The organism is Pseudomonas onubensis, from assembly GCF_965653655.1.
GTDB lineage: Bacteria > Pseudomonadota > Gammaproteobacteria > Pseudomonadales > Pseudomonadaceae > Aquipseudomonas.
The window spans coordinates 1-26,025 of sequence record NZ_CBFHAZ010000092.1 but is presented as its reverse complement, the minus strand read 5'-3'; the positions used below and the strand labels follow the sequence as shown (position 1 = coordinate 26,025).

The following is a 26,025-nucleotide window of genomic DNA, read 5'->3' as shown; positions in this document are numbered from 1 at the left end:
CTCCCACTCGGGTGCTGGCACACCAGTGCTGGTTACGGCCTTTGCCCCGCCCGCGTTCTTCAACCTTACGATGAACCAGTTTGATGCGCGACAGCGCTACATCGAAGAGGTGGCGGGGCCTCCCACACCCGTCAGCGCAGCGGCTCTGCCCCCAGTTTGCCCCACATCTTCTTGCTGATCTTTTGCCGGTTGGCGTAACCGGCCCAAGGGTCGTCTTTGAGCGTATCCAAACGCTCATGCAGATTAGCCACCGTCCACTGCTGCGCACCGCGTAACCCCTTCAATTCCTCCCGGCTCACCGGCACCGAGACCGGCAGGCCCGGGCGTGCCCGTACTGAATAGGCGGCCACGGTGCTCGCGCCTCGGGCATTACGCAGGTAGTCGATAAAGATCTTGCCAATGCGGTTTTTCGGGCCGCTGGTGGCGGTAAAGCGTTCAGGCAGTTGCAGCGCCATAAACTGCGCGATGGCTTTGGCAAAAGCCTTTACCGTCTCCCAGCCATCCCGGCGCGCCAGCGGAATAACCAGGTGCAGGCCTTTGCCGCCGCTGGTCTTGACGAATGCCTCAAGGCCCAATTCATCCAGCACCGACAAGGTTAATTGCGCCGCTTCCAGCATGCTTTTCCAGGGCAGTGCGGGGTCCGGGTCGAGGTCGAGCACAAACAGGTCCGGGGTTTCGATTTTGTCGGCAGTCGCGCCCCAGGTGTGCAGCTCGATCGTGCCCATCTGTACGGCGCCTAGCAGGGCTTTGGCGGTGTCGATTTCCATCAGCCTTGCATGGCCGGGGTCGAGGCTCTGGTCCAACTGTTTGATATGGGGAATGGCCAGGCGCTCGGCATGTTTTTGGAAGAACTGTTCTCCTTCGATACCTTCCGGGGCGCGTAGAAGCGACACGGGCCGATGGCGCAAAAACGGCAGTATCCAATCGCTGATACTGGCGTAGAAGTCTGCCAACTGCTGCTTTTGCGTGCCACTTTGCGGGTCAATCACGCGATCTGGGTGGGTGATGTTCACGCCGCTGCCGGTTTTTTTCGCCGCTGGTGCCTGCTTGAGGGATTTGGCCGCGCGCGGTTGCTCATGGATGATCTGCGCCACCGGCTTGTCGCTGCGTAACGCAATAAACGCGGCTTGGCGTACTACGCCTTCGCGGGTCCATTCGGCGAAATTGACTTCGCCGACCAGTTCGGGCTTCACCCAGTGCACGCCACGCGCCTGGCTGCTGGTCAGCGGGTTTTGCAGCGGTGAAGTCTTGCGCGCCAAAGGTGTGAGCTGGGCATAGATGGATTTGAGCGCGTGCTGATCAAACCCGGTGCCGACACGCCCGGCATACACCAAGCCGTGGTCGTCATTGACCGCCAGCAGCAACGCGCCGAAGCCGGTGCGCGAGCCTTGTGGGCGGGTGTAGCCGACAATCACGAACTCCTGACGCAGACGGCATTTGAGTTTGATCCAGTCGGCGCTGCGGCTGGACACATACGGGCTGCCGATGCGCTTGCCGATCACACCTTCGAGCGCCAGGTCGCAGGCGCTTTCGAAGATGTCGCGTTGGTTGGCGGCGAAGGCTTCGGAAAACCGCAGCAATTTGCTGCGGCTGCCCGACAGCGCGGATTTAAGCGCAGCACGGCGTTGTTCCACGGGGGCTTCACGCAGGTCTTGGCCCTTTAGAAACGGAGCGTCGAACAGGTAATAGACGATATCCAGGCTACGGCCGATATCGAAGGCATTTTGCAAGGCCTGGAAGTCCGGCAAACCGTCGGCGTTGAGGCTGACCATTTCGCCATCCAGCCAGCTGTCCTTGAGCTTTAGGGCTTGCAGGGCCTTGACCTGGCGCGGCAATCGGTCGGTCCAGTCATGGCCGTTACGGGTGAACAGGCGCACGTCGCCGTCGCGAATTCGCGCCAGCATGCGGTAGCCGTCGAATTTGATCTCGTATTGCCAGTCGCCGGCCGGGGCGCGGTCGACCAGGGTTGCCAGTTGTGGGGCGAATTGATCGGGCAGGGCGGTCTTGGCTTTCTGGCGCTTGGCTCGCGGTTCAGGCGCTGGCGCGGGCTTGCCGACGGTGGCGTCGCTGAGCACGCTTTTGGGCTGGGCCTTTACGATGTCGTAGTCTTCGGCCGGGCGGGCTTGCTGATCTTTTTCCTTGATCAGCAGCCACTGTTCCTTGTCGCCGCTGCCCTTGAGGCGGGTGCGTACCAGCGCCCAATCGCCGGACAGTTTTTCACCGACCAGGGTGAATTTGAGTTTGCCGGCTGCATACGCCTTGTGCGGATCGTCGTGAGGTTGCCAGACCCCGCGATCCCACACGATTACATCACCGGCACCGTACTGGCCAGCGGCGATATTGCCTTCGAAGTTGCCATAACTCAGTGGGTGGTCTTCAACGTGGACCGCCAGGCGTTTCTGGCTGGGGTCCAGGCTCGGGCCTTTGGGCACGGCCCAGCTTTTGAGCACGCCATCGAGTTCCAGGCGAAAGTCATAGTGCAGGTTGCGCGCGTCGTGTTTTTGAACCACGAAAGACAGCGCCGAGGCCTTGGATTTACCGGTCGGCGCATCGCCTGCGGGCTCTGCGGTGATCTCGAAGTCGCGTTTACGCGTGTATTCGCTCAGGGGCTTGGCCATGGGGTTCTCCTGCAGATGGCGGGCTCAAGAGGCCTTTTTGCTGGTTTTTTTGGCGGCCGGTTTTTTGGCTGCGGACTTTTTCGCGGCAGGCTTGCCAGCCAGGCTGCGCTTGAGCAGTTCGGTCAGGTCGATCACATCGGCCGATTTGCGCTCTTCACTGCCGGCCTGGCTTTCAACGTCTTCAACCTTGCCGGCCTTGGCCTTCTTCGCCACCAGCGCCATGATCTTTTCCTGGAAGCTGTCACGGTAGTCGTCCGGCTGCCAGTCGGCGCTCATGTCTTCGACCAGGCGCTTGGCCATGTCCAATTCGCCTTTGGCCAGGGTCGGTTTGGTCACGTCACTGCCCAGTTCCAGCTCGTCAAGGCTGCGCACTTCGGCGGGCCAGCGCAGCATTACCAGGACCAGCGCTGACTCCAGCGGCATCAATGCTGCCAGGTGCTGCTTGGTGTGCAGCACCACATTGGCCAGAGCGACTTTGGCGGTTTTCTTCAGGGTTTCACGCAGCAGCGCGTAGACCTTGCCACCGCGTTTGTCCGGGGCCAGGAAGTAGGGCGTGTCGATGTTTTGCAGCGGGATCTGGTCGGCGGCGACAAAGGCGATGATTTCGATGGTCTGGGTCGACTTGGGGTGGGCCGAGCGAATCTCGTCTTCGCTGAGCACCACGTAGCGGCCTTTCTCAAAGGCCACGCCCTTGACGATATTGTCCTTGGTGACCTCCTTGCCAGTGGTTTTGTTGATGCGCTTGTAGCCCACCGGGTCCATGCTGCGCTTGTCCAGCCAGTCAAAATCAACGCCCTGGGAGGACGTGGCCGAGACCAGCGAGACCGGGATATGGACCAAGCCGAAACTGATGGCGCCTTTCCAGATTGCCCTTGGCATGGTTGCGGTTCCTTGAGAAGAGTCGGTGTTCTGGTGACTCGCAGGCGGGCGCAAAAGTTTCGGCTGGCAGATGCGCGGACAGATGCGCGGACAGATCGTGTTACATCTGATGAGAAACTATTTAATGTCGAAAGCCGAACCCAAGGCGTAGCGTGTTATCGAAAGCACGTACTACTCGCCCCAAAGAGGCTTTGTCATGAACAGCTGTGTGCGTTACCTCGCCGTAGTCGCGCTGGGCCTGGCCCTCGCGCCATTGGCCCAGGCGCAAAACTTGCCCGGCAGCTACAACACCAATAACAGCCCAATCCATCGGGCTAACCCCAACAGCATGCAGGGCACCCAGCCCAATGCGCCGGCCACCACCCGCGGGGTTCAACCCGCGCCGACCGGCCCTGCACCGACCGTGGAAAACGGCGGTATCGGCAATCGTTACCCAACGCGTAACGCGCCCCCGAGCCGTCCTGCCACTGAACCCAAAGCGCCCACTTACGACGCCAACGGCAATCGCCGGTAAGGACTCTGTCTTATGTTTCTACGCAAAACCCTGTTAGCCGCTATTTGCGTAACCCTGCTACCCGTGACGGCCGTCATGGCGGCGGATGCCCAGCAGTTCCCCAGTGAGCAAGGCAGCATCACCGCCACCCCAATAGCCAAGGGCCTCGACCACCCCTGGGCCGTGGCGTTTCTGCCGGACAAGCAAGGCTTTTTGGTGACCGAGCGCCCTGGCCACCTGCGCTTTGTCAGCCCGGACGGCAAGCTGACTGCACCGCTGACCGGCGTGCCGCAGGTGTGGGCCAAAGGGCAGGGCGGCTTGCTCGATGTGGTGCTGTCGCCCGACTTCAAGCAGGACCGCCTGGTCTACCTGTCGTATGCCGAAGGCGGCGGCGAAGGTGGCAAGGCCGGCACCGCCGTGGGGCGTGGGCGTTTGGCCGATGACTTGAGCGGGCTCAAAGACTTCAAAGTGATATTGCGCCAGGAGCCCAAGCTGTCGACCGGTAATCACTTCGGCTCGCGGCTGGCGTTCGACCGCGATGGCTACCTGTTTGTGACCCTGGGCGAGAACAATGACCGCCCGACGGCCCAGGACCTGGACAAGTTGCAAGGCAAGGTCGTGCGCATTTACCCGGATGGTCGTGTGCCGGATGACAACCCCTTTGTCGGCCAGCAGGGCGTGCGCCCGGAGATCTGGTCCTACGGCCAGCGCAACCCGCAGGGGCTGGCGTTGAACCCCTGGAGCGGCACGATCTGGGAAAACGAACATGGCCCGCGCGGCGGTGATGAAATCAACATCATCGAGCGCGGCAAGAACTATGGTTGGCCCCTGGCAACCCACGGCATCAACTATTCGCTGACGCCAATTCCAGAAGCCAAGGGCAAGGCGGTGGAGGGCACTGTGCAACCCCATCACGTCTGGGAAAAGTCACCGGGCATCAGCGGCATGGCGTTCTATGACGCTGACCGTTTCAAAGCCTGGGATCACAACTTGTTTATCGGCGCATTGGCCAGCCAGGAGTTGATTCGCCTGCAGTTCGATGGCGATAAGGTGATCCACGAGGAGCGCCTGCTGGGCGGGTTGAAGGCGCGAATTCGCGATGTGCGCCAAGGGCCGGACGGCTTTCTGTATGTGCTGACCGACGAGGACAAGGGCGTGCTGTATCGCGTGGGGCTGAATCAGGACTGACAGAGGCTGATGGGCCAATGCGGGAGCTGGCACGCCAGCTCCCGCAACGCTTACAGGCCCAGGTCAGACAACCCCGGATGATCATCCGGGCGCCGGCCCAGTGGCCAGTGGAACTTGCGTTCGGTTGCTTTGATCGGCAGATCGTTGATGCAGGCAAAGCGATTGGCCATCAGGCCGTTTTCGTCGAATTCCCAGTTCTCGTTGCCATAGGAACGGAACCAGTTGCCGGAGTCGTCGTGCCACTCATAGGCGTAGCGCACGGCAATACGGTTGTCGGTGAATGCCCACAGTTCCTTGATCAGGCGATAGTCCAGTTCCTTGGCCCATTTACGTGTAAGAAAACCCTTGGCCTCTTCGCGGTTATGCGCAAATTCGGCGCGATTTCGCCATTGCGTGTCCAGGGTATACGCCAGCGACACCCGTTGCGGGTCGCGGGAGTTCCAGCCGTCTTCAGCCAGGCGCACTTTTTGAATGGCCGATTCACGGGTAAACGGTGGCAGTGGCGGGCGTTGTTCTGCTGTCGATGACATGGGGCAGCTCCTGTTAATACCAAGATGGTTTCGAAAGTTGCTCAGCCTGTGCGTTCAAAGTCCCAATAACGTTCGCGCCATGCATTGCGCATTATCGGCCGCTGTTGAATCGCCCATGACCAGGGCAACGGTAATGGCGCCATCGATCAGGATCAGCAGGTGCGCGGCCTGCCGTTCGGGGTCGGGGGTGCCATGTGCTTTACACAGTTCAAGTGCGTACTCGAACAGTTTTTGTTTATGCGCCTTGGCCAACAGGCGCACCGGGTCTTGTGCGTCGCCGGTTTCGCCGCTGGTGTTGATAAAGGCGCAACCGCGAAAGTCTGCCGAGCCGAACCACGTCTTGAGTGCGCTGAACAGCGCCAGCAGACGCTCGCCACTGCCTTCGCTGCGCTCCACTTCAGTGCGTAGCCACTGCATCCAGCGAGCGTCGCGGCGTTGCAGGGCGGCGATGACCAGTTCGTCTTTGTTGGCAAAGTAACGGTAAATACTTTTGCGCGAGACGCCGGCGGTTTTCACCAATAACTCCATGCCGGTGGCGGCAATGCCGTGGCGATAGATCAACTTCTCGGTGACGTCGAGGATAATGTCGCGGGTTTCGTTGCTGTCGATATTGTTCATGGGCTGAACAGTAGAACGATCGTTCTTCTTGGTCAATAAAATTTTTTCCACTGGCCGCGACGAGACCTGAGCAGCCCCATGGTGTAAGCTCTGTGCCTCTTCGGATTCGACCCATTGCGAGCCTTATGCCGTCGTTCTTCAAACGCTCCCTGTTGCCTAAACTGCGTGGTTTCCCGCTGTCTCCCGATGCCATCGACGTGCTGTCCGGTGCCGCTGCGTACCGCCAGTGCCTGCTGGAAAAAATCGCCCAGGCCACACAGCGCATCTACATCGTTGCGCTGTACTTGCAGCAGGACGAAGCGGGGCAGGAAATCTACGCCGCCTTGCACGCCGCCAAGGCAGCACGGCCCGAGTTGGATATCGTGGTGGTGGTTGACTGGTTGCGCGCCCAGCGCGGCCTGATCGGCGCCGGCAAGCAGCCGGGCAACAGCGCCTGGTACCAGGCCATGACCCACTCCCAGGCCAGCGAAGTGCCGGTGTACGGCGTGCCGGTGCAAACTCGCGAACTGTTCGGCGTGTTGCACCTCAAGGGCTTCGTGATCGATGACAGCGTGCTGTACAGCGGCGCCAGCCTGAACAATGTGTACCTGCACAAGTTCGACAAATACCGCTTTGACCGCTATCACCTGATCCACAGCAAGCCCTTGGCTGACTCGATGCAACACTTGGTGGAACACGGCCTGGTCGCGTCCAAGGCCGTGCATCGCCTGGACTTGCCGAACCTGCCGACCACCCGCAGCCTGCGCAATGACATCGGTGACTTGCGCAGCCGCTTGAAGCACGCGACCTACGACACCACCACAGGTTTGCTGCCCAATGGGCACTTGTCAGTAAGCCCGTTGCTGGGGGTGGGCAAGAACAACCCGTTGAACCGGGTCATCCTCGAACTCATCGCCAGTGCCCAGCATCAGTTGACCATCTGTACACCGTATTTCAACCTGCCGCTGCCGGTGACCCGCGAAATAAACCGCGCCCTGGCGCGCGGGGTGAAGGTCGACATCATCGTCGGCGACAAAACCGCCAACGATTTCTACATCCCGCCCAGCGAGCCGTTCAAGGTGATCTCGGCGTTGCCTTACCTGTATGAAATCAGCCTGCGCCGCTTCGCCAAACGCCATCAGCCGATGATCGACAGTGGCCAGTTGAACCTGCATCTGTGGCGTGACGGTGACAATACCTATCACCTTAAGGGTATGTGGGTCGACCAGCGTTACACCTTGCTGACCGGCAACAACCTCAACCCACGGGCGTTCCGTCTGGATCTGGAAAATGCCCTGCTGATCGATGACCCCCAAGGCCAATGGCTGGCGCCACGGCGTACTGAGTTGGCGCAAATCTTCCAGCACACCACGCGCATCGAGCGGTATCAAAGCTTGCAGACCCTGGTGGATTATCCGCCGGCAGTCGGCAAGTTCCTGCGACGGGTCAGCCGGGTGCGGATTGAAAGGTTGCTCTACCGGATCTTGTAAATCGTGGCACTGCGCATAGCAAACTCTCTCACTGCCTTAGCTGTTTTGGGAGTTTGCTTACACCCAGGTTAGATCCAGGTTCGTACATTGCTCCCTAGACAGTTCTTAGGGACGAGAGCTCTTGCCGCTTACTGGTACAGAGGAACTAGAAATGTCGAACATCTCGCCACTCTTTCGCGATCGCACGCTCACCCCACCGGTGCCGCCACCAGCACCAGCCCCCGGCCCCGCGCTCGACATGGGGACTCGCAGCAAACGCAGCCTGGAACCCGGTTCGTCTTCGAACTGGACACTCCCTGCGCTGCCCAAGGTTTCTGCCCAGGCCGCCTCAACCGCCGACCGCGACCTACAAACGGCGCTGGGCAGCCAGGCCTTGCGTCAAGCGGCAGACCGCAGAGTCAACCTGGCAGCCAACACCACGATTTATCCGCTGTTCGATGCTTACCGTCACGCGTTCAATACGCCTGAACTCCAAAGCTGGTTCCTGAACAAGGGCATGGCGTTGTCGACGGTGGTCATCAAGCCTGACTCGGTGACGGGCAGCGTAACCCGTGACGGTGTTACCAGCGTGCATACATTTACCACCAGTGATGCATCCGGTTGGTGGGAAGCCAGTGCAAGGTTGCGCGCCGCTGCCCGAAGTCTTGATCCTGACGGGGCGGGGTTACTGTATGCAGGCCTTACCGGCAGCACTTTTTCGCGCAACGCAGTCATGCGCTGGTACGGGGTGCAACCACCCGCTGGCGATAACAACGTGACGCAAGCTCAGCAAGCACTGGCAGCCGCGCACTGGTCAGCCCCCGAAAAGAAGGCTGAGCTCGACACTCGCGTGCACACAGCCAGGCAAGCGATTGGCGCCCTGGATGAACGCGCTCATCTGGCACGCCTGCTGACTCAGTACATCGCGGACAAGCCCGACGAGCAAGCCGTGGAGTTGGCCGAATTGGCTGTGCCCGTCAGCAACAGCTCAGGACTTACCCGTAACGAAGCCGGCAAGGTCGCGATCGGCGATGCCTTGCAGGCCTATGGATTGTCACTGCCCAAGACCGTGGGTGAGTTGCGTAATGCCGTGCGTTGGCTTACCACGGCATTACCGCCGCCTGTACCGTCGGGGAACTACTCCGGCCTGTCAGGCCGCACCTGGGCACCAGGAGACTTGTCTACCGCCGATAAAGCCGCCTTGGCGGCGCTGGGAGATGGCCCAACTGATGACGACTCAAACGAACCTATGTTGGTGCTGCTCAACCCGGGAGGTATCCTTGATCGAAATACACCCGAGGATTTGCGTACTCAAGCCGATCATTTCATCAGCCAGATGCTCAGTGACCCTCTGGTCTTGTTGCTGGGTGATAGTTTAGCGTTTAACCAGCGTTTTCGTGGCGCATCCGGCACCCAACACTTGTCGGACGCCGAACGCAAGCAGTGGATCATCGCTGCCATCAAACTCAAAATTGATCCACAGACGCCCGGGCGTCCGGGCACAATCGCCGGCTATGACCTGTATCAGCCAGGCAACAGTGGGCGCAGTATGGCCGAGGTACGCGCGGATCTCGAAGCTCACCTCAAACAGAACAAACTACTCGACCCCCGAGCCGCGCCACTCGTGGCCCATTTGTTTCTGGCCAGTGCGGCGCCTGAGTTTCTCGTGCGGGGCGTTCCCGACACGCTGCGCATAGGCTCGCCTGAATGGGCGGATTTGCGCCTGGGCGTCGCGTTTGCCGAGCGTCAGGGCGGCGCTGGTGTTTCGCGTGCGATGAGTTACGCGCAAGTCATGGCACTGAGCCGGCTGGACCCGCGCACGCCGGACGAGGCTGCCATACTCGATAATTACGGGATGGACGCATTACTCGATTGGGGCGTGATGATGGGCGTCTACACGCGTCCGGCGGACGGGTGCTATACACCCCAGATGTACCAGCAGGCCATCGAGGCTTTCGATGCACAACGGGCTCAGCTCCTTCAAGCCTTGAATCATTTCAATGTGGCGCTGCCGACACGAGAAAAACGCGCGATGGAGAACTTGCAGAAAGTCTTTCCTGACCTCAGCGTTGAGCAAATAAAAGCGCTGCGTGTGTACATTGCAGACCCGAATGAACGTCGCAACCAGAAGGTGTCGGAGCCGGTCACACGCCCGTTGGTCGAGACGTACATGACCGGCGACCTGGTTGAGGGCCGCTGGATGCTCCTGACACCGGGGCAGGCGCTGCCGAAATCGCCCATCCGCGATACCCCGTTTGACTTCAACCGAGGCCTGAGCAAAGCGGACCAGGACGCGATTGATGCAAACGTGCGGGCCCTGAATGCCAAAATCGCCCAGCTACCGAATGTGCAGGCCCAATTGCCCGCAGAGGTCGACACCTACCTGGCCAACCTCAAGCAGGGCTTGAGCACTTTCACCAAACGCATGATTGCCAACCTGCCATTGGCTGATCGCCAAGCTCTGGAGCTGGGCAAGGTCGAGCTGTTTGCCCTGCGTGAGCAAGTGGACGGCGTGCCCACGCTGGACCAGACAGCCGATCAGGTGGAGGAGCGGCGAGGGCGCAAAGGTACGTTGATACGCAGCGAACACTTGGGGGTGATCCGCTATTTTGAGGTGTTCCCGGATAAGTTGTTGATCATCAAACGTGATGATCTACCGGACACATTGAAACTGGGCGGTGAACTGCAAACCCAAACCAAGGTGTACGGGCAGTGGGCGCCCACCGAAACGGAACTGCAAAACGGTACAGAGCAGCCGTTTGATTTTACGGCTTACAGCTCCGACGCAGTGCCAAGGCCCGGCGTCAAATCGCCACGCATCATTATCGAAAAAATAGGGGATACCTTGCCCGCCGCGCCGTCGGCCGAGCAGGGCGATACGCAAACGGTGGTGCCTAACAGTTTTTCTTCAGCCCGCACCCAGTCGATTGTCGACCGCATAATGCAGGGCAACTTTGTTCATCATCGCGACACCACGTTGCAGCTCGCTCAGGGCAAGTTGCCGTTGGAGCAACAGCGCGAGCTATCGGCTCACAGGGACCAGGTGCTGCTGGGCATGATTCCGTTTGTCGGGGCAATCATGGATCTGGCCCAGGGCAACGTCGTCGAGGGCACGCGAGGGCTGATTATCGACACGGTGGGCGCCATTCTCGGGGGCGCAGGTTCGACCTTGAATCCCTTGTTCAAATCCACAAAAGTTGTCGCACCCTTTGGTGCCAAGGCTTTTCGTGTACTGGAAAAAGGGGTCCGCGTCGTCAGTGGTTTCCTGAACCCACTGGATGGCACGGTAGACCTGCTGACCGGCGCGGCCAGAGGCATATACAGCCTGCCTAAACTGCTGGACAAGGCACCCAAGCCTTCGCTGTTGACCACGCTGGGCTCCGTGGAAGAAAAAATGCGTACATGCCTGGGCGTGAGCCGCACGCTGAAGCAATCTCCGGCGACCAGTAGCCCTGGCGGGCAGATGGCCACCCACAATGGGCACAACCATTCGGTGCCGGTTCAAGCGGTGCAAATGGGTAGCTATTGGTATGCGACGGATCCCACCACGCATTTGCCTATCGGCACCCCGCTGGACGGGTTTGAACCACTGAACACGATGGCCTCATAAAAAAACGCCCCCAAGCCTGGCCAAGGCTTGGGGGGTTATTACCAGGATGTTACTGGCATTTAGTTGGGAAAATTCCTACGGCTAGACTTCGCATTACTGAATATTTTCTCACCGACTGTTTTTAGGGACGAGAACTCTCATCAACCCAATCGGTAGAGAGATTTTGAATGTCGACAATCCTTGCAAAAGGTGGCTTTCCGGTTTTATCCCCTTCTTCCTCCGCTCAGGTCAGTCCCCCACCGTTAGCCGCCCCCGATGTACCGGCTTCTGCCTCCGTTAACGCTGTGACCCCAGGCCCCAGCCCCACTCATACGCATCATTCCAGGTCATTGCGCGAGGTGAAGCTGCAGGAACACGCCGGCCGGGTTAAACGTGACACTGACGTTCAAAGCGCAGCGATGCCAGCCGCTAAAGCAGGCAAAATCAGGCGGCGATACCCCGCAACAGCTGACGCTGAAAAGGCGGACATCGCGCTGCAGAAAAGGTTGGTTAACGGGTTGAACACTGGCAAAGCGGATGAAAAAGCCAATCCTAAAAAATCATCCGTAGAACCCTTCATCGAGATGTACAGTCAGGCGGTTAATGAACCATCCGTCCAGGCGTGGTTCCGTTCTCAAGCGTTGAAGCCCGAAACCATACGGGTATTCAATGATCACGTTGTGGGCGTTGTGGTGCGCGACGGTAAAGAAACCTTCCAGCGTTTTTCTGTCACTGATGGCTCTGGCTGGGGGCAAGTCAGTCAAACGATCTCAGCCGTGCAACAGGTGCTTTCGCCAAGCAACCTGGGCCTTCCCGGCACTGGCGCTCCCAACGCCATTAGCCGTGACGTGTTGCTGGATTTTTACGGAGTAAAGCCGCCGGAAAATGAAAAAAGTGCCCACCACCTGGGCAAGCATCTCAAGAACAATGGGTGGCCCAAGATCCCGGCGGCGCGACGCGATCAGTGGCAGAGCCAGTTCAAAGAACTGTTCCGGCGCCGTGAGGACAGTGCGGTACGTGCACGTGTGGTAGAGCAGTTTCGCTCGCAGTTCACGGGCGAACCCGACACGAACGTGCTTCACCTGGATGACCAGAACGTGAAGGTCGATCCAGGTTCCTCCCTGGATCAGCGCAGCAACAAACCGCGCAAGCTTTTTCTTCAGTTTCTGGAGTCTGAGACCTTCCAGGCCTTTTTGAAGAAAGCCGGGTACGATCTTCCTGGCAGTGAGTTCCGGATGCCTGAGTTCAGGTTGTCCGAAGGCGACTTGCAGATGCGTAATCTTGCAGGGGATTGGGTTTTCATACAGCAAGCTTTCGACGACGAGGTCGAGCGGGCGTCGAGAAGTGACGACGCTGAAGGGAAGGCAGCACGCAAGATGAACGAGGCTTACGACCAGTTAGTGAAGATGAGCAAAAAGACCGGCAATGCTCTGTACTCCACACGCACTTATGATGCGCGTCAGGTGCTGGCGTTTTATGCCCCCGATGTGCCGAAAACCGTCGGCCAAATGCGTGCGACGATCAGTTGGTTAACCACTCAATTGCCGTCGCCGCCACCAGCGGGTGACTACGCAAGCATGACACCCTACGGCGGGCCAGGGCTGTCCTCCCAGGTTACAGAAACGCTCCAAGGTCGATCGGCGCAGGTCGAAGTGGCGCTCAAGGAGTTTTCCCCCGCTTCCTCAGGCTTTCAATCCTATCCCGACCCGGACAGTCATCTCGCCGCTTTTTTTGATTCGCCGCCGGCCATTGCCATGGCTGAAGACATTGCCAAGTCCATTGGGCTCTATGCGGTAGCCGATGGCCAAGCGTTGACGAGGGCTGATCGCCACCAACTCTTGGCCACCACGCTCAAGTTCTGCGTCGATAGCCCGGTGCCGGGCAAGCGGGGCACTGTGGCGGGCTATGAGTTGTATCAGCCTGGCAATAAGGGCCGCACGCTTAAAGAGGTTCGAGAAAGTGTCGAGAGGCATTTGGAAAGTAAGGGTGTCGACCCTAAAGTCTCGGCCCTGATGGCCCATCTGCTGCTGGCCCAGTCGGCACCGGAGATGCTGGTCAAACGAGACTCTGGCGTCGATGCCGAAAAGGCCAAACTGTTCAACCAGGACCCGGAGAACATCAAGGTCGGCAGCACAGCCTGGATGAACATGCGCCTGGGCTGTGAGATAGCGGGCGATTCGCGCTTGAACCTTACGCAAGTGCTCGCGCTGGCACGCCAGGAGGCTACAGGGCCTAAACAAGAAGCCTTGATCAAAACAATGGGTGTTCCGGCATTGTTGGATTGGGCAGTGATGGCCGGCGTTTTTCCAGCCACTTCAGATGGTCGCTATTCGACAGGGGATTATGAAGCCGCGTCGAAAGCCTTTTCCGAGCGCGAATACCAGACCCGCGAGGCGTTCAACGTACTGATGAGCGAGCCGCCTACCGAATCAAGTGTGCTGGTCAAACAATTGGCGCTGCTGTTCCCGGAAATGACCGAGGACGAGATTCGCAACCTCAAGGTGCCTGATTATCCCGATACGGAATTTTCCGCCGGCGCATTCAGGTCGGGGAAGACCGACCGCAATCAGAGGCTTTTGATCGATGTCATCTTGATGAATTACAAGGACAACAAGCCATTGCTTGGCGTCAAAGACTATTGGACGCGTAGCGCGTTTGCCCATACGAAGGTCGACTTTGCGACCTTTAAGGAGCGCCTCAAGCAATTGCCCAAGATTGAACCGTTAGTGGCACCTGCCGTCGACAAATACATTGCTGACCTGCGTTCAGCGCAGTCAACCTCATTGAAGCTGATGATCGCTGATCTACCCCTTGAAGATCGCAAGGCGCTGGAATGGGGAAAGATCACGTTCTATAGCCTGCGCCAAACGACTGGAGACTCGCTGAGCGTCGATCAAGGGCCGGACTCGAAAGTTGAACAGAGTAAAGGCAAGCATGGCCTCTTGCTTCGCTATGAAACCGGCTTGCTCACACCTAAATTCGGTTACTACGAAGTTTTCCCAGGCTCCATGAAGATGGTCAAGCGTACTGACTTGCCCGCCGAGCTGCCGCTTAACGGTAAGGTGGAAAATAAAACGCTACGTGACAGGCTTTATGCCTATGCGGGGCCGGTGATTCAGAATGGAACGACTCAACCGTTTGATTTCGAGGCCTACAGAACTGGCTCTGAGCCGCGTGCCGGAGTGACATCGCAGGTGATTATCGAGGAGCTTTCAGACCCGATACCCGAGAGGACGGGCCATATTCACGATCGTGCACCTAACACCTTCGCTTCATCCAAAATATCTCAGATAGTCGACAGGCTAATAGCCTATAACTTCAAAGATGACCGTGACGAACGGATCGCCTATGCCAATGAACCCACGGACTTGTACAAGCGTAATCACCCTTTTTCCACGAGCAGACTATTTACCGCTGAAGGTGCTCGAATGTTGCTGAGCCTGATTCCTTTTGTGGGCGCTATTGCTGATTTGGTGGAGGGTAAAACAGAGGACGGCGTGAAAGGCTTGGTGATTGACTTCGTGTCTTTTTTTGCCACAGGAGGGTGGTCAGGATTAAAGGCTTTTGGCAAAGGCTTGAAAGTGTTGGTTCCCTTCAGCGGCAAACCCTTCACCTCGGCCGTGCTCAAAGGCGGGGTGTCCTACATTCGCGGACTGTTCAATCCATTGGAAGCCATCCCCGAAATTTTTCGTGGGGTGGTAAATGGTGTCACCAAAGGAGTACCGACACATATCGGCTCGAACATTTATCTGCCGGTGAAAGCGTTTGAGCAGTGGCGATGGCTCTCGGGCGCTTCGGATACGGTGTTTGGCAATCAGGGGAAAAACTTTCCAGGAGCCCGTAAAGGTTTCAGTGGCAGCCAGGAGATCCTGGCTGTACAGAAGAACGGCTCGTGGTACGCGATCAATCCCGTCAGCCATAAACCCGAAGGGACGCCACTGGAGCACTTCACGCCCGCCCCCGTGTGATGTTTGACACCCAGGTGTTCGGCTGCCCGCAGGGCTGCACGAACGCCTGGGCGCATCCATCAGTTCAAACCCAACTTGCCGCGCAGCATCGACAGGTCTTCAGCCAAGGTGTTGACCGGGCCAACCAAGGCTTTGCGGTCGGTTTCCTTGACCTTGTCGTAGGTCTCATAACCGCCATCTTTGGTTTTGTACTTGGCCAGAATTTTGTCCACGGTGGCAAAGTTCTTGTCGACCTTGGCCAGGAAAGCCTTGTCTTGCTTCTCGATCTGGCCGCGGAACAGGTCGACGATTTTCTTCGCGCCGTCGATGTTGCCCTGGAAGTCATACAGGTCGGTGTGGCTGTAACGGTCTTCTTCACCGGATATCTTGGTGGCAGCCACTTCTTCCAACAGTGCTGCTGCGCCGCCGACAACTTTTTCCGGCGGGAAGGTCAGGCCATCCACGCGGGTTTTCAGGTCATTGACGTCGGTGTTGAGCTTGGCGGTCAGCGTTTCCAGACCTTTGGTGGTCTTCTCGGAGAACAGCACGTATTCGATGCGGTGGAAACCGGTGAAGTCTTCAGCGGTTACGCCTTTCTCGTGGTCGTCGACACGTGAGTCGATCGAGGCATCGAGGTCGCTGAACAGCTCGGCGATCGGCTCGATGGACTCATAGTGCACGCGGGTCGGCGCGTAGAGCTTCTGCGCGGTGGCCAGGTCGCCTTTGTTGATGGCGTCAGTGAAGGCTTTGGTCTGGGTGACCAGCTCGCCGATTTCTTCGGTGACGTAGATCTTGTAGTCCGACACCGGGCCTACCAGGTCCAGGGGCGCGGTGGCGGCGAAGGCTGCCAGCGGTGAAAGGGTCATCAGCAACGACAACGCGATAGTCGACTTCTTCATGGGACGTTTTCCGCTCTGGTTTGTTTTAGGTGTTGGCAGTGGTTTGTGAGTGCGTCGCAGCGAGCAGCGTGCGGCCAAGGAAATCCTTGGGCCCGGTGACCCCAGGCAAGGTGAAAAAGTACCCGCCGCCAACCGGCTTGAGGTATTCCTCCAGGGGCTCGCCATTGAGCCGGGTTTGCACACTGATAAAGCCTTTCTCCAGGTCAGCCTGGTAGCAGATGAACAACAGCCCCATGTCCAGCTGACCGTTTTTGTTGACGCCGTTGGAGTAGTTGAACGGCCGACGCAGGATCAGGTTGGCCTGAGTCTGCGGGGTACGCGGGTTGGCCAGGCGGATGTGCGCATCGAGCTTGGTCAACTTGCCTTCCGGGTCCTTGCTGTAGTCGGGCACCTGGGTTTCTTTTTGCCCATCCATGGGCGCGCCGGTCGGTTTGATACGGCCGATGATGCTTTCCTGTTCCTGCAACGGCGTACGGTCCCAACGCTCGACGAAGTTGCGGATGATGCGCACCGCCTGATAGCTGCCGTTGGCGGCCCACGCCGGCTCGTCGCTGCCGGGCTGTACCCAGACGATCTGGTCCATGGCCTTGGCGTCGTTGGAATTCGGGTTGGCCGAGCCGTCCCGAAAGCCCAGGAAGTTACGTGCGCTCTGCGCCGGCTCACCGGGTTTGGCCGGTGCCTGGGGCGGCACGCTCCCTTCCTGTTTCCAGCGCACCAGCAGCAGGTCGGGCAGGTTCTTTACGATGTCGCGCAGTGCGTGAATATTGGTGTCCGGCGTGTTCGAGCTGAACTGCAGGCTCAGGTCGCCGTGACACTGGGCGGGTTCCAGCGCGTCGTTGGGGAAGCCGACCATGCGGCTCAGGCGCTTGGGTTTGGCTGCCGCCAGGCCGAAGCGCTCATCAAACAACGACTCGCCGACCGAGACGGTGATGGTCAGGTTATCCGGGGTGACCACCGGGCCGAGAATCCCGGAATCGGTGGGCGGCAGTTTCGGGTCGACTTGCGGCACGGTGCCGCCAGTCATCAGGAACGCGATGCGCTCATTCAAGGTGCGGAACAGGCGCTCCAGGTCTTCGCGATCGCTGGCCAGCACGTCGAATGCGACGAGCATGCCGCAGGCCGGGCGCGGGGTGACGATGCCGGTCTGGTGCTGGCCGAAAAAGTCGTGGTGGTCCTGGGTCTTGTCACTGCGCGGTGCGGTGGTGACCTGTTCGGCCGCAGCGGCCATGGCCGGGCAGGTCAGGGTACTGCCGGCAATCGCCGCACCGGTGGCGGCCATGCCCAGCAGGACACGGCGGCGCTGTGCAGAAAAGGGCGCGGAAAACTGTTCTGAATCACTCATGTATTAGGTCGTCTTCACTGCAGGCCGGAAAGGCCAAGGGCGGGGTCGATTCCATCGAGTGCAACGGCCAGAGCCTTGGCCTTGTCGGCGATCTGCTTGCGCTGATCGGCCGTGACGCTGTCGTAGCGGCTGTACTGGCCGTCGACTTTAAAACTGTTGAGTTGGGCATCGAAGGCCTCGAGCGCGCTGTCGATGTTCGGCAGCAGGTCCGCCGCCGATTTGCTCAGCATCGGACGCATCAGGTCGACCACCTTGCGGGCAGCCTCAAGGTTGGCGGCAAAACCGTTCAAGTCGATATGGCTGTAGCGTTCCTCTTCGCCACTGGCGGCCCGCACATCCGCCAGGCTGTTGAGGTTGCGCACCACAATGCTGACCAGTTGCTCCGGCGGCAGCGACTGCGCAAGCAGCTGTTGCTTGAGGCTGGTGACGTCATTGACCAGACGCTCGGCGATCGGGCTGAGGCCCTCCAGGCTGCGCTGCTGGAACAGGCTGTATTCGAGGCGGTGGAAGCCACTGAACGACGGGTCTTGCTCGCGCTTTTCGAAGTAATCGGCGCGGGCATTGATCGCGTTGTCCAGCTCGGCCAGGCGTTGCGCCGCGGGAGCGAGGCGCTGATATGCCTCACGGGCCGGTACATACAGCGCCTGCGCCTGGGCCAGGTCGCCGGCTGCAATGGCTTGCTGCAGCGCGGTCACGGCCTTGACCAGCGCACTGCCTTGGCCGCTCAGGTACACACGGAACTCCGACAGCGGGCCGATAAAAGCCACCATCGACGGTTTGGCTTTGGCCTGGGCATCGGACTCAGCGGTGGGCGTGACATGCAAGGTGCCGCGCGGGTTGCTCAGCAAGCCGCAGGTGATCGCATAGTCGCCGGGCAACAGGTTGGCGTTGATCACCTGGCTTAATCCAGGCGCGATATTTTCCCGCTCCTCAATCACCAGCACGCCGTCGAGGATTTCCCATTCAACCGCGCGGTCGGAGCGGTTGATGATGCGAAAACTCGCGCGCCCGGCAGGCACGCTAATTTCATTCGGCTCGCAGGCGTGAGCATGAATCGTCACCGCGATTTCATTGTGGTTGGTCTGGCGCTTGGCGGCAGCCAGTTGGGAGGCGTAATAGAACAGCGCACCGGCGGCGATCATCACCACCACCGAGCCGGCCACTGCCCAGCGCAGGGCGCGCGACGGCGGTGCCGGTTGAGGATTCTGGTTGGACAAGAGACGGTCCTTACTGGCTGGAAACGGAAGAAGGTTTGGCGACGGGCTTGGCGGGCGGCGCGGGCAGGAAGAACATCACCAGCGCCACCACCAGATAAATCAGATAGGCACCCAGGGTGCTCACGGTCGGTGCTTCCTGGTAGCCGAACATCCCGGCGAGCACCGAACCCAGCGGGCTGTCCATCGGCAACACGGCGCTGAAGTCGAACAGCACGGTTTGCAGGTGGTTCCATACTCCGGCTTCATGCAGGGCCTGCACCGAGTTGGCAAGAATGCCGGCGGCTACCACCAGGATAAACAGGCCGGTCCAGCGGAAGAACGCGCCAAGGTTCAGGCGCATGCTGCCGGTGTAGATCAGGAAGCCGACGATAATCGCCAGGATCAAGCCGAGCAGGGCGCCAATCGGTGCGCCCGGGCCTTCGCTCTGCTGGAACACGGCAAGCAGGAAGAACACGGTTTCCAGGCCTTCACGGGCCACGGCAAAGAACACCATGGCGATCAGCGCGATGACTTGGTGCCTGGAGCCGGCCAGTGCATGGTCCAGGGATTCGTGCAGGGAATGCTTGATGGAGCGCGCCACCTTGCGCATCCAGAACACCATGGAGCTGAGGATGCCGACGGCGACCAGGCCGACCACACCCTCAAACAGTTCCTGTTGTTTTTGCGGGAATTCGGCGCTGACCAGTTCCAGGCCACCGCCTACCAGCAGCGCCAACGCAGCGGCCAGGAACACGCCGATCCACACGGCGGGCATCCACTGGCCACGGCCGGTCTGTTGCAGGTAACTGGCGATAATGCCAACGATCAATGCGGCTTCAATGCCTTCGCGCAGCATGATTAGAAAGGGAACGAGCATTCGGCACCGCATCAAGGCTGGATAGGATGCTAATTTGTAACATAATGATACTCATTACTAAACAGTCAATGTTGACCTTTACTGAACTGCGGCTGAACGGTGGTGGCGAATCGCAACCGCCCTTATGATGCATGCCATCTTTTGCAGCATTGAATAGCCCGATTCCCATGGCGGAAAAAGACACCATCTCTATCCATCTTGTGCGCGAAGCCTTGCTGCAAAGCTGCGCGCCCGGCGCGGCCACAATCGAGGCGTTAAGCAAGGTCGGGATTGACCCGGCGTTGCTCGAACAGCCTGATGCCAGGGTGCCTGCCACGGCCTATGCACGTCTGTGGCGCTTGTTGGCGCGGCGCCGGGACGACGAATTCTTCGGCATGAACCCGCGCAAACTCAAGTCTGGCAGCCTGGCGTTCCTGTGCCACGCCGCGGTGGCGCAACCAAATCTAGGCGCCAGCCTGGAAACCGGCCTGGGGTTTTTATCGCTGATGCTGGAGCAGATGCCCGCACAACTGGTGCGCCAACAGAGCCTGGCAGAAATTGTCTTGCTCGAACCCGAACCTAAACGCGCGTTCACCTATTTCACCTATTGGATGATCGTCCATGGCGTCGCCTGTTGGCTGGCGGGTCGGCGGATTCCGATCCTGGCCATTGAGTTGCGCTGCCCGCAGCCGGATTTCTGTGACGACTATCGCGTGATGTTCTCCGACAACCTGCGCTTCGACCGGCCGCGCACGCGCATGATCTTTGCTGCCGACTGCCTGGACCTGCCAATCAAACGCAGCCCGGAGGAACTCAAGCGGTTCCTGGCGCACGCGCCGGCCAACATACTAGTCAAGTACCGCGACCCGGCGAGCCTGGCCAATCGCATCAAAAACGATCTGCGCCATATGCCTGCCAATACCTGGCCGGAGACCGAAGGCTTGGCCGCCAACCTGTGTATTTCGGCGTCGACCCTGCGTCGCCGGCTGGCGGATGAAGGCCAGAGTTATCAAGGGCTCAAGGATAGTGTGCGCAAGGAGTTGGCGATTGTCTGGCTCGCCGAGGCCGACATCAGTTTTGTTGAAATTGCTGTGCGCCTTGGCTTTGCTGATGTCAGCTCATTCTACAAAGCTTTCCGCAAATGGTCCGGCTCAAACCCGGGGCACTACCGCAGCCTGATCCTGAGTGACGCGTTGCCGCCTTTGTGATGCTGCTCCTGCGTAAAACCGTTGGAGGTAATGTGTACATACACTTGCTCCACTGCGCTTCGGAATAAGCCGATTCATCTGGGAGGGGCGGCTTTCAGACTATTAGGCTCCTTTCTCTGGAGTACTTTTAATGAGCTTATCCCGTGTCGATTCAGACAACAGTTCGCGCCTGCACTCATCCAATCCGCCACCCGCTGAGCTGAACCTGGCGACTTCAACCGCTGTATCGGACAAGCCGGTTGTTGTCGTTAAAACAACCGCTGAAGCTGACACTGAACTGGCCACCATGCTGGCAGATCATCACCAAGGCGATTGGAGCTTTCAACGTGTGTCGCCAGAGACGTCGTTTGGTAAGTGGAAGGGCCATTTTAATAAAGCGTGGAACTGGCCGGCTATGCAGGCGTGGGTAAGCGCGCAAAATTTCGGGATGCATACGTTCAACATAGTGGGGAGCACCCTGACTGTAAAAGCGCAAGACACCGGCAAAATCACTACGTTTACCCCTTCTGATGGCAGCGGTTGGTGGCCGATCGGACGGCAGGTGATAGCCAGTGCTGCCATGCTTGATCCACAAGGGAAGGACCTGGGCAGCCCCGGAGCCAGGAGTCTGCCCGCTGAGATCGCGGCGTTCTACGGCGTTCGCTGGCCGATCAACAAAAGTGATGCAGAAGCACTCAAAGCCAACGGTTTTCCGGTAATTAGTGTAGAGGATGACCCCCTGCGCTCACCTGAAATGCGCAAGCTGGCAGAGCACGAGTTCATGGATGTAGAAAACGAAAGCGCATTGATAAAGACGCTGCTCAGTAAGCTCAAGGACAAGCCGGACGAGGAGGACATCGACCTCAGAACGATTTCCCAGGACATTGCACCGGGGTCGTCACTTGGCATTGCCAATCGCTCGGGGCTCAAAATATTGAGGCGCCTGATGCGTGAGCCCCTGATGGCGCCCATCTTGAGTGCGAAAAATATAGGTGTGAATGCCCAGGTTCGGCTGGAGAATGGGCAGTTTATGGTCAGCGCCAATGGCACAACCGGACCATGGCATAACGTGACGGAGCAAGTGCTGGCCCATCCAACGCTTGCGCAACTGCTCGACTGTGCCATTCAGCAATCGGAAGCAACCGGAAAAATAATCAGATCACAATCAGCTGGCGATCTATGGCAATTGCTTCGGTTTGCAACGTCGAGCGAGTTACCGGCTATCAATACTGCCGGCGAGTTGCGCAAAATTTTGAACTGGAAACTCAACCCGCTACCACCAGAACCCGAACTGGGCAGCTATGGCCGCAATTTTTTGGAAGATAAGCAATCACCTGACTGCCTCACCGAGGAGCAACGTATCAGGGTGCGCCGGTCAGCACCCGGCACCAGCACACCGCCACCGTTGACACTGCTTGATTGTTCACCGAAACCCTGGGCAGGCCGGAGCCCGGAATACATCCGCCAGAATGCCGACGAACTCATCAGCCGGGCATTGACTCAGGGCGCGGGACTGAAGCGCTGCGAGCCTATTCTTGCTGCACTCAAAGACGACCCGTCAGAGGCGCCCGGAGAATCTTCGCCGAGCTATCGCAAACAGCTGATCCTGACGCGTGATCTGCTGGTCATTGACCCCACACTGGGTACGCAGCGTAATTATATTGGCGGCTACAATCTGTACTCGGCATCGAACACAGGGAAAACCCTGTTCGAGGTGCGTACTGAACTTGAACACCACCTCGTCAGAGTAAAGAAACTGCCCCAGGACCAGGCCATACTGGTCACGCATGCGTTGTTGACGACCGTCGCCCCCGAGTTTCTGGTGAAGGACGCGCAGACTGTACGTGTGGGGACGTTGCCAATGGTTAGCTTGCGCGTTCAAACCGCACTGGCGGAAATGGCGTCCCAAGGCAGTTCGCGCCTGATGAGCGCAGGACAACTTGGCTCTCGCGCCTTACTGAAACCGATCTCGCCTGAACATGAACAACTGGAAATAATGCACAGTGCAGGGCCGATATACGACTGGGCGCTGGCCCAAGGGGTAGTGACCGAGGAGGACGATTACTCACCCATGGCACTGAATGCCGCGTTGACTGCTTATAATCAGCGTGTAGCGGACAGCGGGACAATGGCCACTCGTCTTGATCGCACCAGATCATTGCTTAAGAGCCGTACGGAGGTAGGTGAACAGGAGTTGGAAAGGGTGTGCCCTGACCAGACTGAGTTCTTGAATAAACAAACTATATTGTTCAATCCCAGCTCGTTACTTGCTAGCGCTGCACCATTGAACCACCTTGCGAATTTAATCATCAACTCAGGCGATGGCCCCACAACTACTGTCGTTGGACTTCTGGCGGGGCCATGTTCGATCAAGGATCTATATTTGTCAGGCGAGTTGACTGCCGACAATATAAACACGAAACAATGGGATTTTATCAACCCTCAGGATCAAGCGGCATTTGAGGCACTAAAACCTAAACTCAGGAAGTTGAAGCCGATTGAAGCGGTGTTCACATCACCCTTCATGAGCGGCCTTGACAGCTTGACGACCTATCAGCGTATTGCAACGAAAATGCTGCTGAGCGACATGCCGGTTGAAGACCGACGAAGATTGGAGTTTGGTGAGGTCACTGTCTATGGCGCATCGACCCAGGAGGGCGGCCTGAGTCAGCAGGAGGCCCAGCAGAAAATAGGGCCAATTCTATTCCTCAAGGATGCGTCGGGCGCCAAGTGTTATGAGCTTTTCCCCGCCACTAACAGCTACGTAGAGCGCCCGGAGCTGGTCGGCGCCATGGGGAACATGAGCGCTTCGGGAACCGATTCTTTCGGATACATCATGCGCCGACGTCTGAGCCCGACGTTGCCGGTTGATATTGACGTCAAAGCGCACTTTCCAGCAACGCCCGGGCGGCAGAAGGCATCGGCAGGTATACCCAATACTTATTCATCGACGCGGACAAATGAAATTCTCAGCGTGCTGCAACTCGGAAGCCTGCTCGTCGACCGTTCATTTCTGATGACGCAAGCTGCAGGTACGACATATAACGAAGCCGTTCAGCAGCGTTTGGATGCCATCGATACATTTGTCATCAATACCCTGATTCCGTTCAAAGGCAATATCGAAGAGATCGCCTCGGGAGACCGCCGTCGCGTTGCCTTGGGCGCTATTGGCTTGGGCCTGGAAATTGTAGGCGCTCTTTTTGTGGTCGCCGGTGCTGTCAGCGCCGTCGCAAAGGCCGCGTCGATAGCAACGAAGTTAACACTTGCTGGTAAAACTGTGTTGTCGATGTTTAATCTTCCGGGAGCGGTGGCGGGTACCGCCAAATCCTTATTCCGTCTCACCTCAGTGGGCGTCAGAGGTCTGGGCGTGAACGTACCAAGGGCCATGGGAAAAGGACTCTCTGATCTCAGAAAATTGGTGAGTGGTGGCGGCAAAAAAACTCAAAATTTAGTCAGGCTATCGCCACGTGAGCGTGTGGGCAAAGAGGTCAATAACTTGATGGGAAATATTGCCTTGCCAAATACGGTTAACGGCACGATAGATTTTGCCAGTCAATCACCGACCCAAGTGTCTAAAGGCAGCAACTCCCCGGCGATTTAACGCCTGGCGGTTGCTGTTTCGAGCAGGGATGCTTATTACTCGCTGGTTTATCCAGATACTGCGCGACACCTCGACATCTGCCCAGGGCTGCGGACAATCACTCTTTCTACAAGGCGTTTTACAGGTGGCCGGGATCTGATCCTGGGTATTATCGGCGTTTGATGTTGGATAACTTGAACGGATTGAATAACGGGCAGGCGGGATTAGGAAAACCCTGACTTAGCCCTACTGCCAGGTATGACAGAGCCCTCCTTAATGATTTTAGGAAGCGGCTGGCATACCCCGCTTGATAGTTCACTCACAGTGGGTGGCATGATTCCTACCGATATCACGCTCTGAGCGGGTGCGGTCAGGTGTCTGGCTTGATCAACCTGTCGTTCAACTGTGAGGGTGAACATCATGAAAAGGTTTTTTGCACTGTCTGTTCTGACGTGGGTGTTTTTGTCGTTTCAAGTGTCTGCGGGGTGTTGGAGTATTACGGATACGTATACGGGGATTATCCAGCCAGAAGTTGAGATCACTGCCTATGGCCCGTTTACAATAACCTCAACAAATGGATGCCTCAGTGCAAACATTGATGCAACGATCTCCGCTGTTGATCGCGGAAGACCGCCTCAGCTGTCCATCGAGCGGGAAGTTGGCTCTTCTTGGCAGCAAGTCGCAGGTAATACCGGCAGTAACGTGCTATTCAGTGGTGCGTTTGGAACTTACCGCGTGAGGTTGAAAAACCTGGACGCTGATCCAAAAGTCTACCTGGGAACTGTTAAATACGGCCGTTGAGAAGCGTGGCACGGCAGTGGCCCAAGTATTTTTCTGGCTCGCTGCCGTGATCAAGCACGTTCGTCTATCGCCAGCTGGTTGTGAGATGAATTAACGAAATAACTCAGGGCACTGATTGCTTGGTTGGCAGCTACCATTCCCTGCCTCCAAGCCAGATTATCTTGGGTTGCGAGTGTGGGGTTGTCTTTCAGAAACTCATCGTAGCTTTCCAGTCGTTCATTGAATAATGCAATCGCATTAAATTTTACATGGGTGTTTGTTGGCAACCCCTTTTCGTCATTCGCCAAGTCACCGCCTATGAACATTCCGAAAGCCTGTCCACCGATGATGCCACTGTCATAGAGCCGCCTGCCGACTTTCCTCAGTTCGTCGGTGCTGATGGAGGCCATGTCATAATTTCTCAAGAAATCTTTCAGTCGGCTAATTTCTTTTTGGCTGTCAAGCTTCAGTGTTTCTGCTGCCTCGAGTTCAGTATTTATAGTAAACGCATTCTTGACTTCATTCGGATTTCTGATCACAAAGGCAGCGGTCGCCTTGGATTGTTGCAACGGTTCGGTGGTCCATACGATTGCCATGTTTTTACCCTCCAATGACCGGAAACTAAAATCTAGAAGCACCCGGAGTGCAATGCACCGCTGTTTTCGGCTTCTACTGATAATCGGAATTGACTGGCGAGGGACTACAACAGTATCTGACGTCCATACCTTTCAAATTAACCCAAAAAAAAGGTTCTTCACGGATTACCGGGAAAGACGCTCTTGATCTTCATGAAAAAGAACTCGCTATCCCGGTAACCGTACGCCATCCGCTTAATGACCTTTATTCGATTGTTTATCCCTTCCAGTTGGCCCGTA

General features: G+C 57.9%; 18 protein-coding genes. 8 read left to right on the top strand and 10 right to left on the bottom strand.

Annotation, left to right across the window (positions count from 1 at the left end):
• Nucleotides 1-131: 131 nt before the first annotated feature.
• Together ligD and ku are read right to left on the bottom strand one after the other, a co-directional pair.
• Complete coding sequence (ligD, locus tag ACTD9P_RS23380) at nucleotides 132-2,618, bottom strand: DNA ligase D (RefSeq protein ID WP_438869554.1); 2,487 nt, start codon at nucleotides 2,616-2,618, stop codon at nucleotides 132-134.
• 24 nt (nucleotides 2,619-2,642) lie between these two features.
• Entirely contained in the window at nucleotides 2,643-3,497 is an 855-nt protein-coding gene (gene ku, locus ACTD9P_RS23375) for a non-homologous end joining protein Ku (protein ID WP_438869553.1), read from the bottom strand.
• A 196-nt stretch (nucleotides 3,498-3,693) separates the two neighbouring features.
• On the opposite strand from ku, the gene ACTD9P_RS23370 reads away from it, so the two are divergent.
• Both ACTD9P_RS23370 and ACTD9P_RS23365 read left to right on the top strand, forming a co-directional pair.
• On the top strand, nucleotides 3,694-4,011 hold the full coding sequence (locus ACTD9P_RS23370) for a hypothetical protein (RefSeq protein WP_438869552.1): 318 nt from the start codon (nucleotides 3,694-3,696) through the stop codon (nucleotides 4,009-4,011).
• Between the two features lie 12 nt (nucleotides 4,012-4,023).
• Nucleotides 4,024-5,178, top strand: a complete 1,155-nt coding sequence (locus ACTD9P_RS23365) for a PQQ-dependent sugar dehydrogenase (RefSeq protein WP_438869551.1) — start codon at nucleotides 4,024-4,026, stop codon at nucleotides 5,176-5,178.
• A gap of 50 nt (nucleotides 5,179-5,228) precedes the next feature.
• Here the strand turns inward: ACTD9P_RS23365 and ACTD9P_RS23360 are convergent, their stop codons facing one another.
• Nucleotides 5,229-5,708 (bottom strand): nuclear transport factor 2 family protein, encoded by a 480-nt coding sequence (locus ACTD9P_RS23360; protein WP_438869550.1) that lies wholly within the window; start codon nucleotides 5,706-5,708, stop codon nucleotides 5,229-5,231.
• Between the two features lie 54 nt (nucleotides 5,709-5,762).
• Complete coding sequence (locus ACTD9P_RS23355; RefSeq protein WP_438869549.1) at nucleotides 5,763-6,326, bottom strand: TetR/AcrR family transcriptional regulator; 564 nt, start codon at nucleotides 6,324-6,326, stop codon at nucleotides 5,763-5,765.
• 125 nt (nucleotides 6,327-6,451) lie between these two features.
• On the opposite strand from ACTD9P_RS23355, the gene pssA reads away from it, so the two are divergent.
• From pssA to ACTD9P_RS23340, 3 genes are all read left to right on the top strand, one after another.
• On the top strand, nucleotides 6,452-7,795 hold the full coding sequence (gene pssA / locus ACTD9P_RS23350; protein ID WP_438869548.1) for a CDP-diacylglycerol--serine O-phosphatidyltransferase: 1,344 nt from the start codon (nucleotides 6,452-6,454) through the stop codon (nucleotides 7,793-7,795).
• Nucleotides 7,796-7,946: 151 nt separating this feature from the next.
• Nucleotides 7,947-11,384 carry a hypothetical protein gene (locus ACTD9P_RS23345; RefSeq protein ID WP_438869547.1) on the top strand — a complete coding sequence of 1,146 codons (3,438 nt, stop codon included), beginning with the start codon at nucleotides 7,947-7,949 and terminating at the stop codon, nucleotides 11,382-11,384.
• Between the two features lie 167 nt (nucleotides 11,385-11,551).
• A complete protein-coding gene (locus ACTD9P_RS23340) occupies nucleotides 11,552-15,331 on the top strand; it encodes a hypothetical protein (RefSeq protein WP_438869546.1) in 3,780 nt (1,259 codons plus the stop codon).
• A 59-nt stretch (nucleotides 15,332-15,390) separates the two neighbouring features.
• On the opposite strand, the gene efeO (ACTD9P_RS23335) is transcribed toward ACTD9P_RS23340, so the two are convergent.
• The 4 genes from efeO (ACTD9P_RS23335) to efeU are packed head-to-tail and all read right to left on the bottom strand — an operon-like array spanning nucleotide 15,391 to nucleotide 19,624.
• The gene (gene efeO / locus ACTD9P_RS23335) at nucleotides 15,391-16,209 is read right to left on the bottom strand and encodes an iron uptake system protein EfeO (RefSeq protein ID WP_200432717.1); all 819 of its coding nucleotides are present in this window, start codon (nucleotides 16,207-16,209) and stop codon (nucleotides 15,391-15,393) included.
• 25 nt (nucleotides 16,210-16,234) lie between these two features.
• On the bottom strand, nucleotides 16,235-17,551 hold the full coding sequence (efeB, locus tag ACTD9P_RS23330; protein WP_438869545.1) for an iron uptake transporter deferrochelatase/peroxidase subunit: 1,317 nt from the start codon (nucleotides 17,549-17,551) through the stop codon (nucleotides 16,235-16,237).
• A gap of 14 nt (nucleotides 17,552-17,565) precedes the next feature.
• On the bottom strand, nucleotides 17,566-18,768 hold the full coding sequence (efeO, locus tag ACTD9P_RS23325) for an iron uptake system protein EfeO (RefSeq protein WP_438869544.1): 1,203 nt from the start codon (nucleotides 18,766-18,768) through the stop codon (nucleotides 17,566-17,568).
• 10 nt (nucleotides 18,769-18,778) lie between these two features.
• The gene (gene efeU / locus ACTD9P_RS23320; protein ID WP_438869543.1) at nucleotides 18,779-19,624 is read right to left on the bottom strand and encodes an iron uptake transporter permease EfeU; all 846 of its coding nucleotides are present in this window, start codon (nucleotides 19,622-19,624) and stop codon (nucleotides 18,779-18,781) included.
• A gap of 167 nt (nucleotides 19,625-19,791) precedes the next feature.
• On the opposite strand from efeU, the gene ACTD9P_RS23315 reads away from it, so the two are divergent.
• The 3 genes from ACTD9P_RS23315 (at nucleotide 19,792) to ACTD9P_RS23305 (ending at nucleotide 25,171) form a co-directional block, all read left to right on the top strand.
• Entirely contained in the window at nucleotides 19,792-20,811 is a 1,020-nt protein-coding gene (locus tag ACTD9P_RS23315) for an AraC family transcriptional regulator (protein ID WP_438869542.1), read from the top strand.
• A gap of 130 nt (nucleotides 20,812-20,941) precedes the next feature.
• Nucleotides 20,942-24,391: a hypothetical protein gene (locus ACTD9P_RS23310; RefSeq protein WP_438869541.1), complete on the top strand. Its 3,450-nt coding sequence runs from the start codon at nucleotides 20,942-20,944 to the stop codon at nucleotides 24,389-24,391.
• A 399-nt stretch (nucleotides 24,392-24,790) separates the two neighbouring features.
• On the top strand, nucleotides 24,791-25,171 hold the full coding sequence (locus ACTD9P_RS23305) for a hypothetical protein (RefSeq protein WP_438869540.1): 381 nt from the start codon (nucleotides 24,791-24,793) through the stop codon (nucleotides 25,169-25,171).
• Nucleotides 25,172-25,221: 50 nt separating this feature from the next.
• Here the strand turns inward: ACTD9P_RS23305 and ACTD9P_RS23300 are convergent, their stop codons facing one another.
• Nucleotides 25,222-25,746 (bottom strand): hypothetical protein, encoded by a 525-nt coding sequence (locus ACTD9P_RS23300; protein ID WP_438869539.1) that lies wholly within the window; start codon nucleotides 25,744-25,746, stop codon nucleotides 25,222-25,224.
• Between the two features lie 158 nt (nucleotides 25,747-25,904).
• A partial coding sequence (locus ACTD9P_RS23295; protein ID WP_141228961.1) for a transposase occupies nucleotides 25,905-26,025 on the bottom strand: 121 nt, incomplete at its 5' end.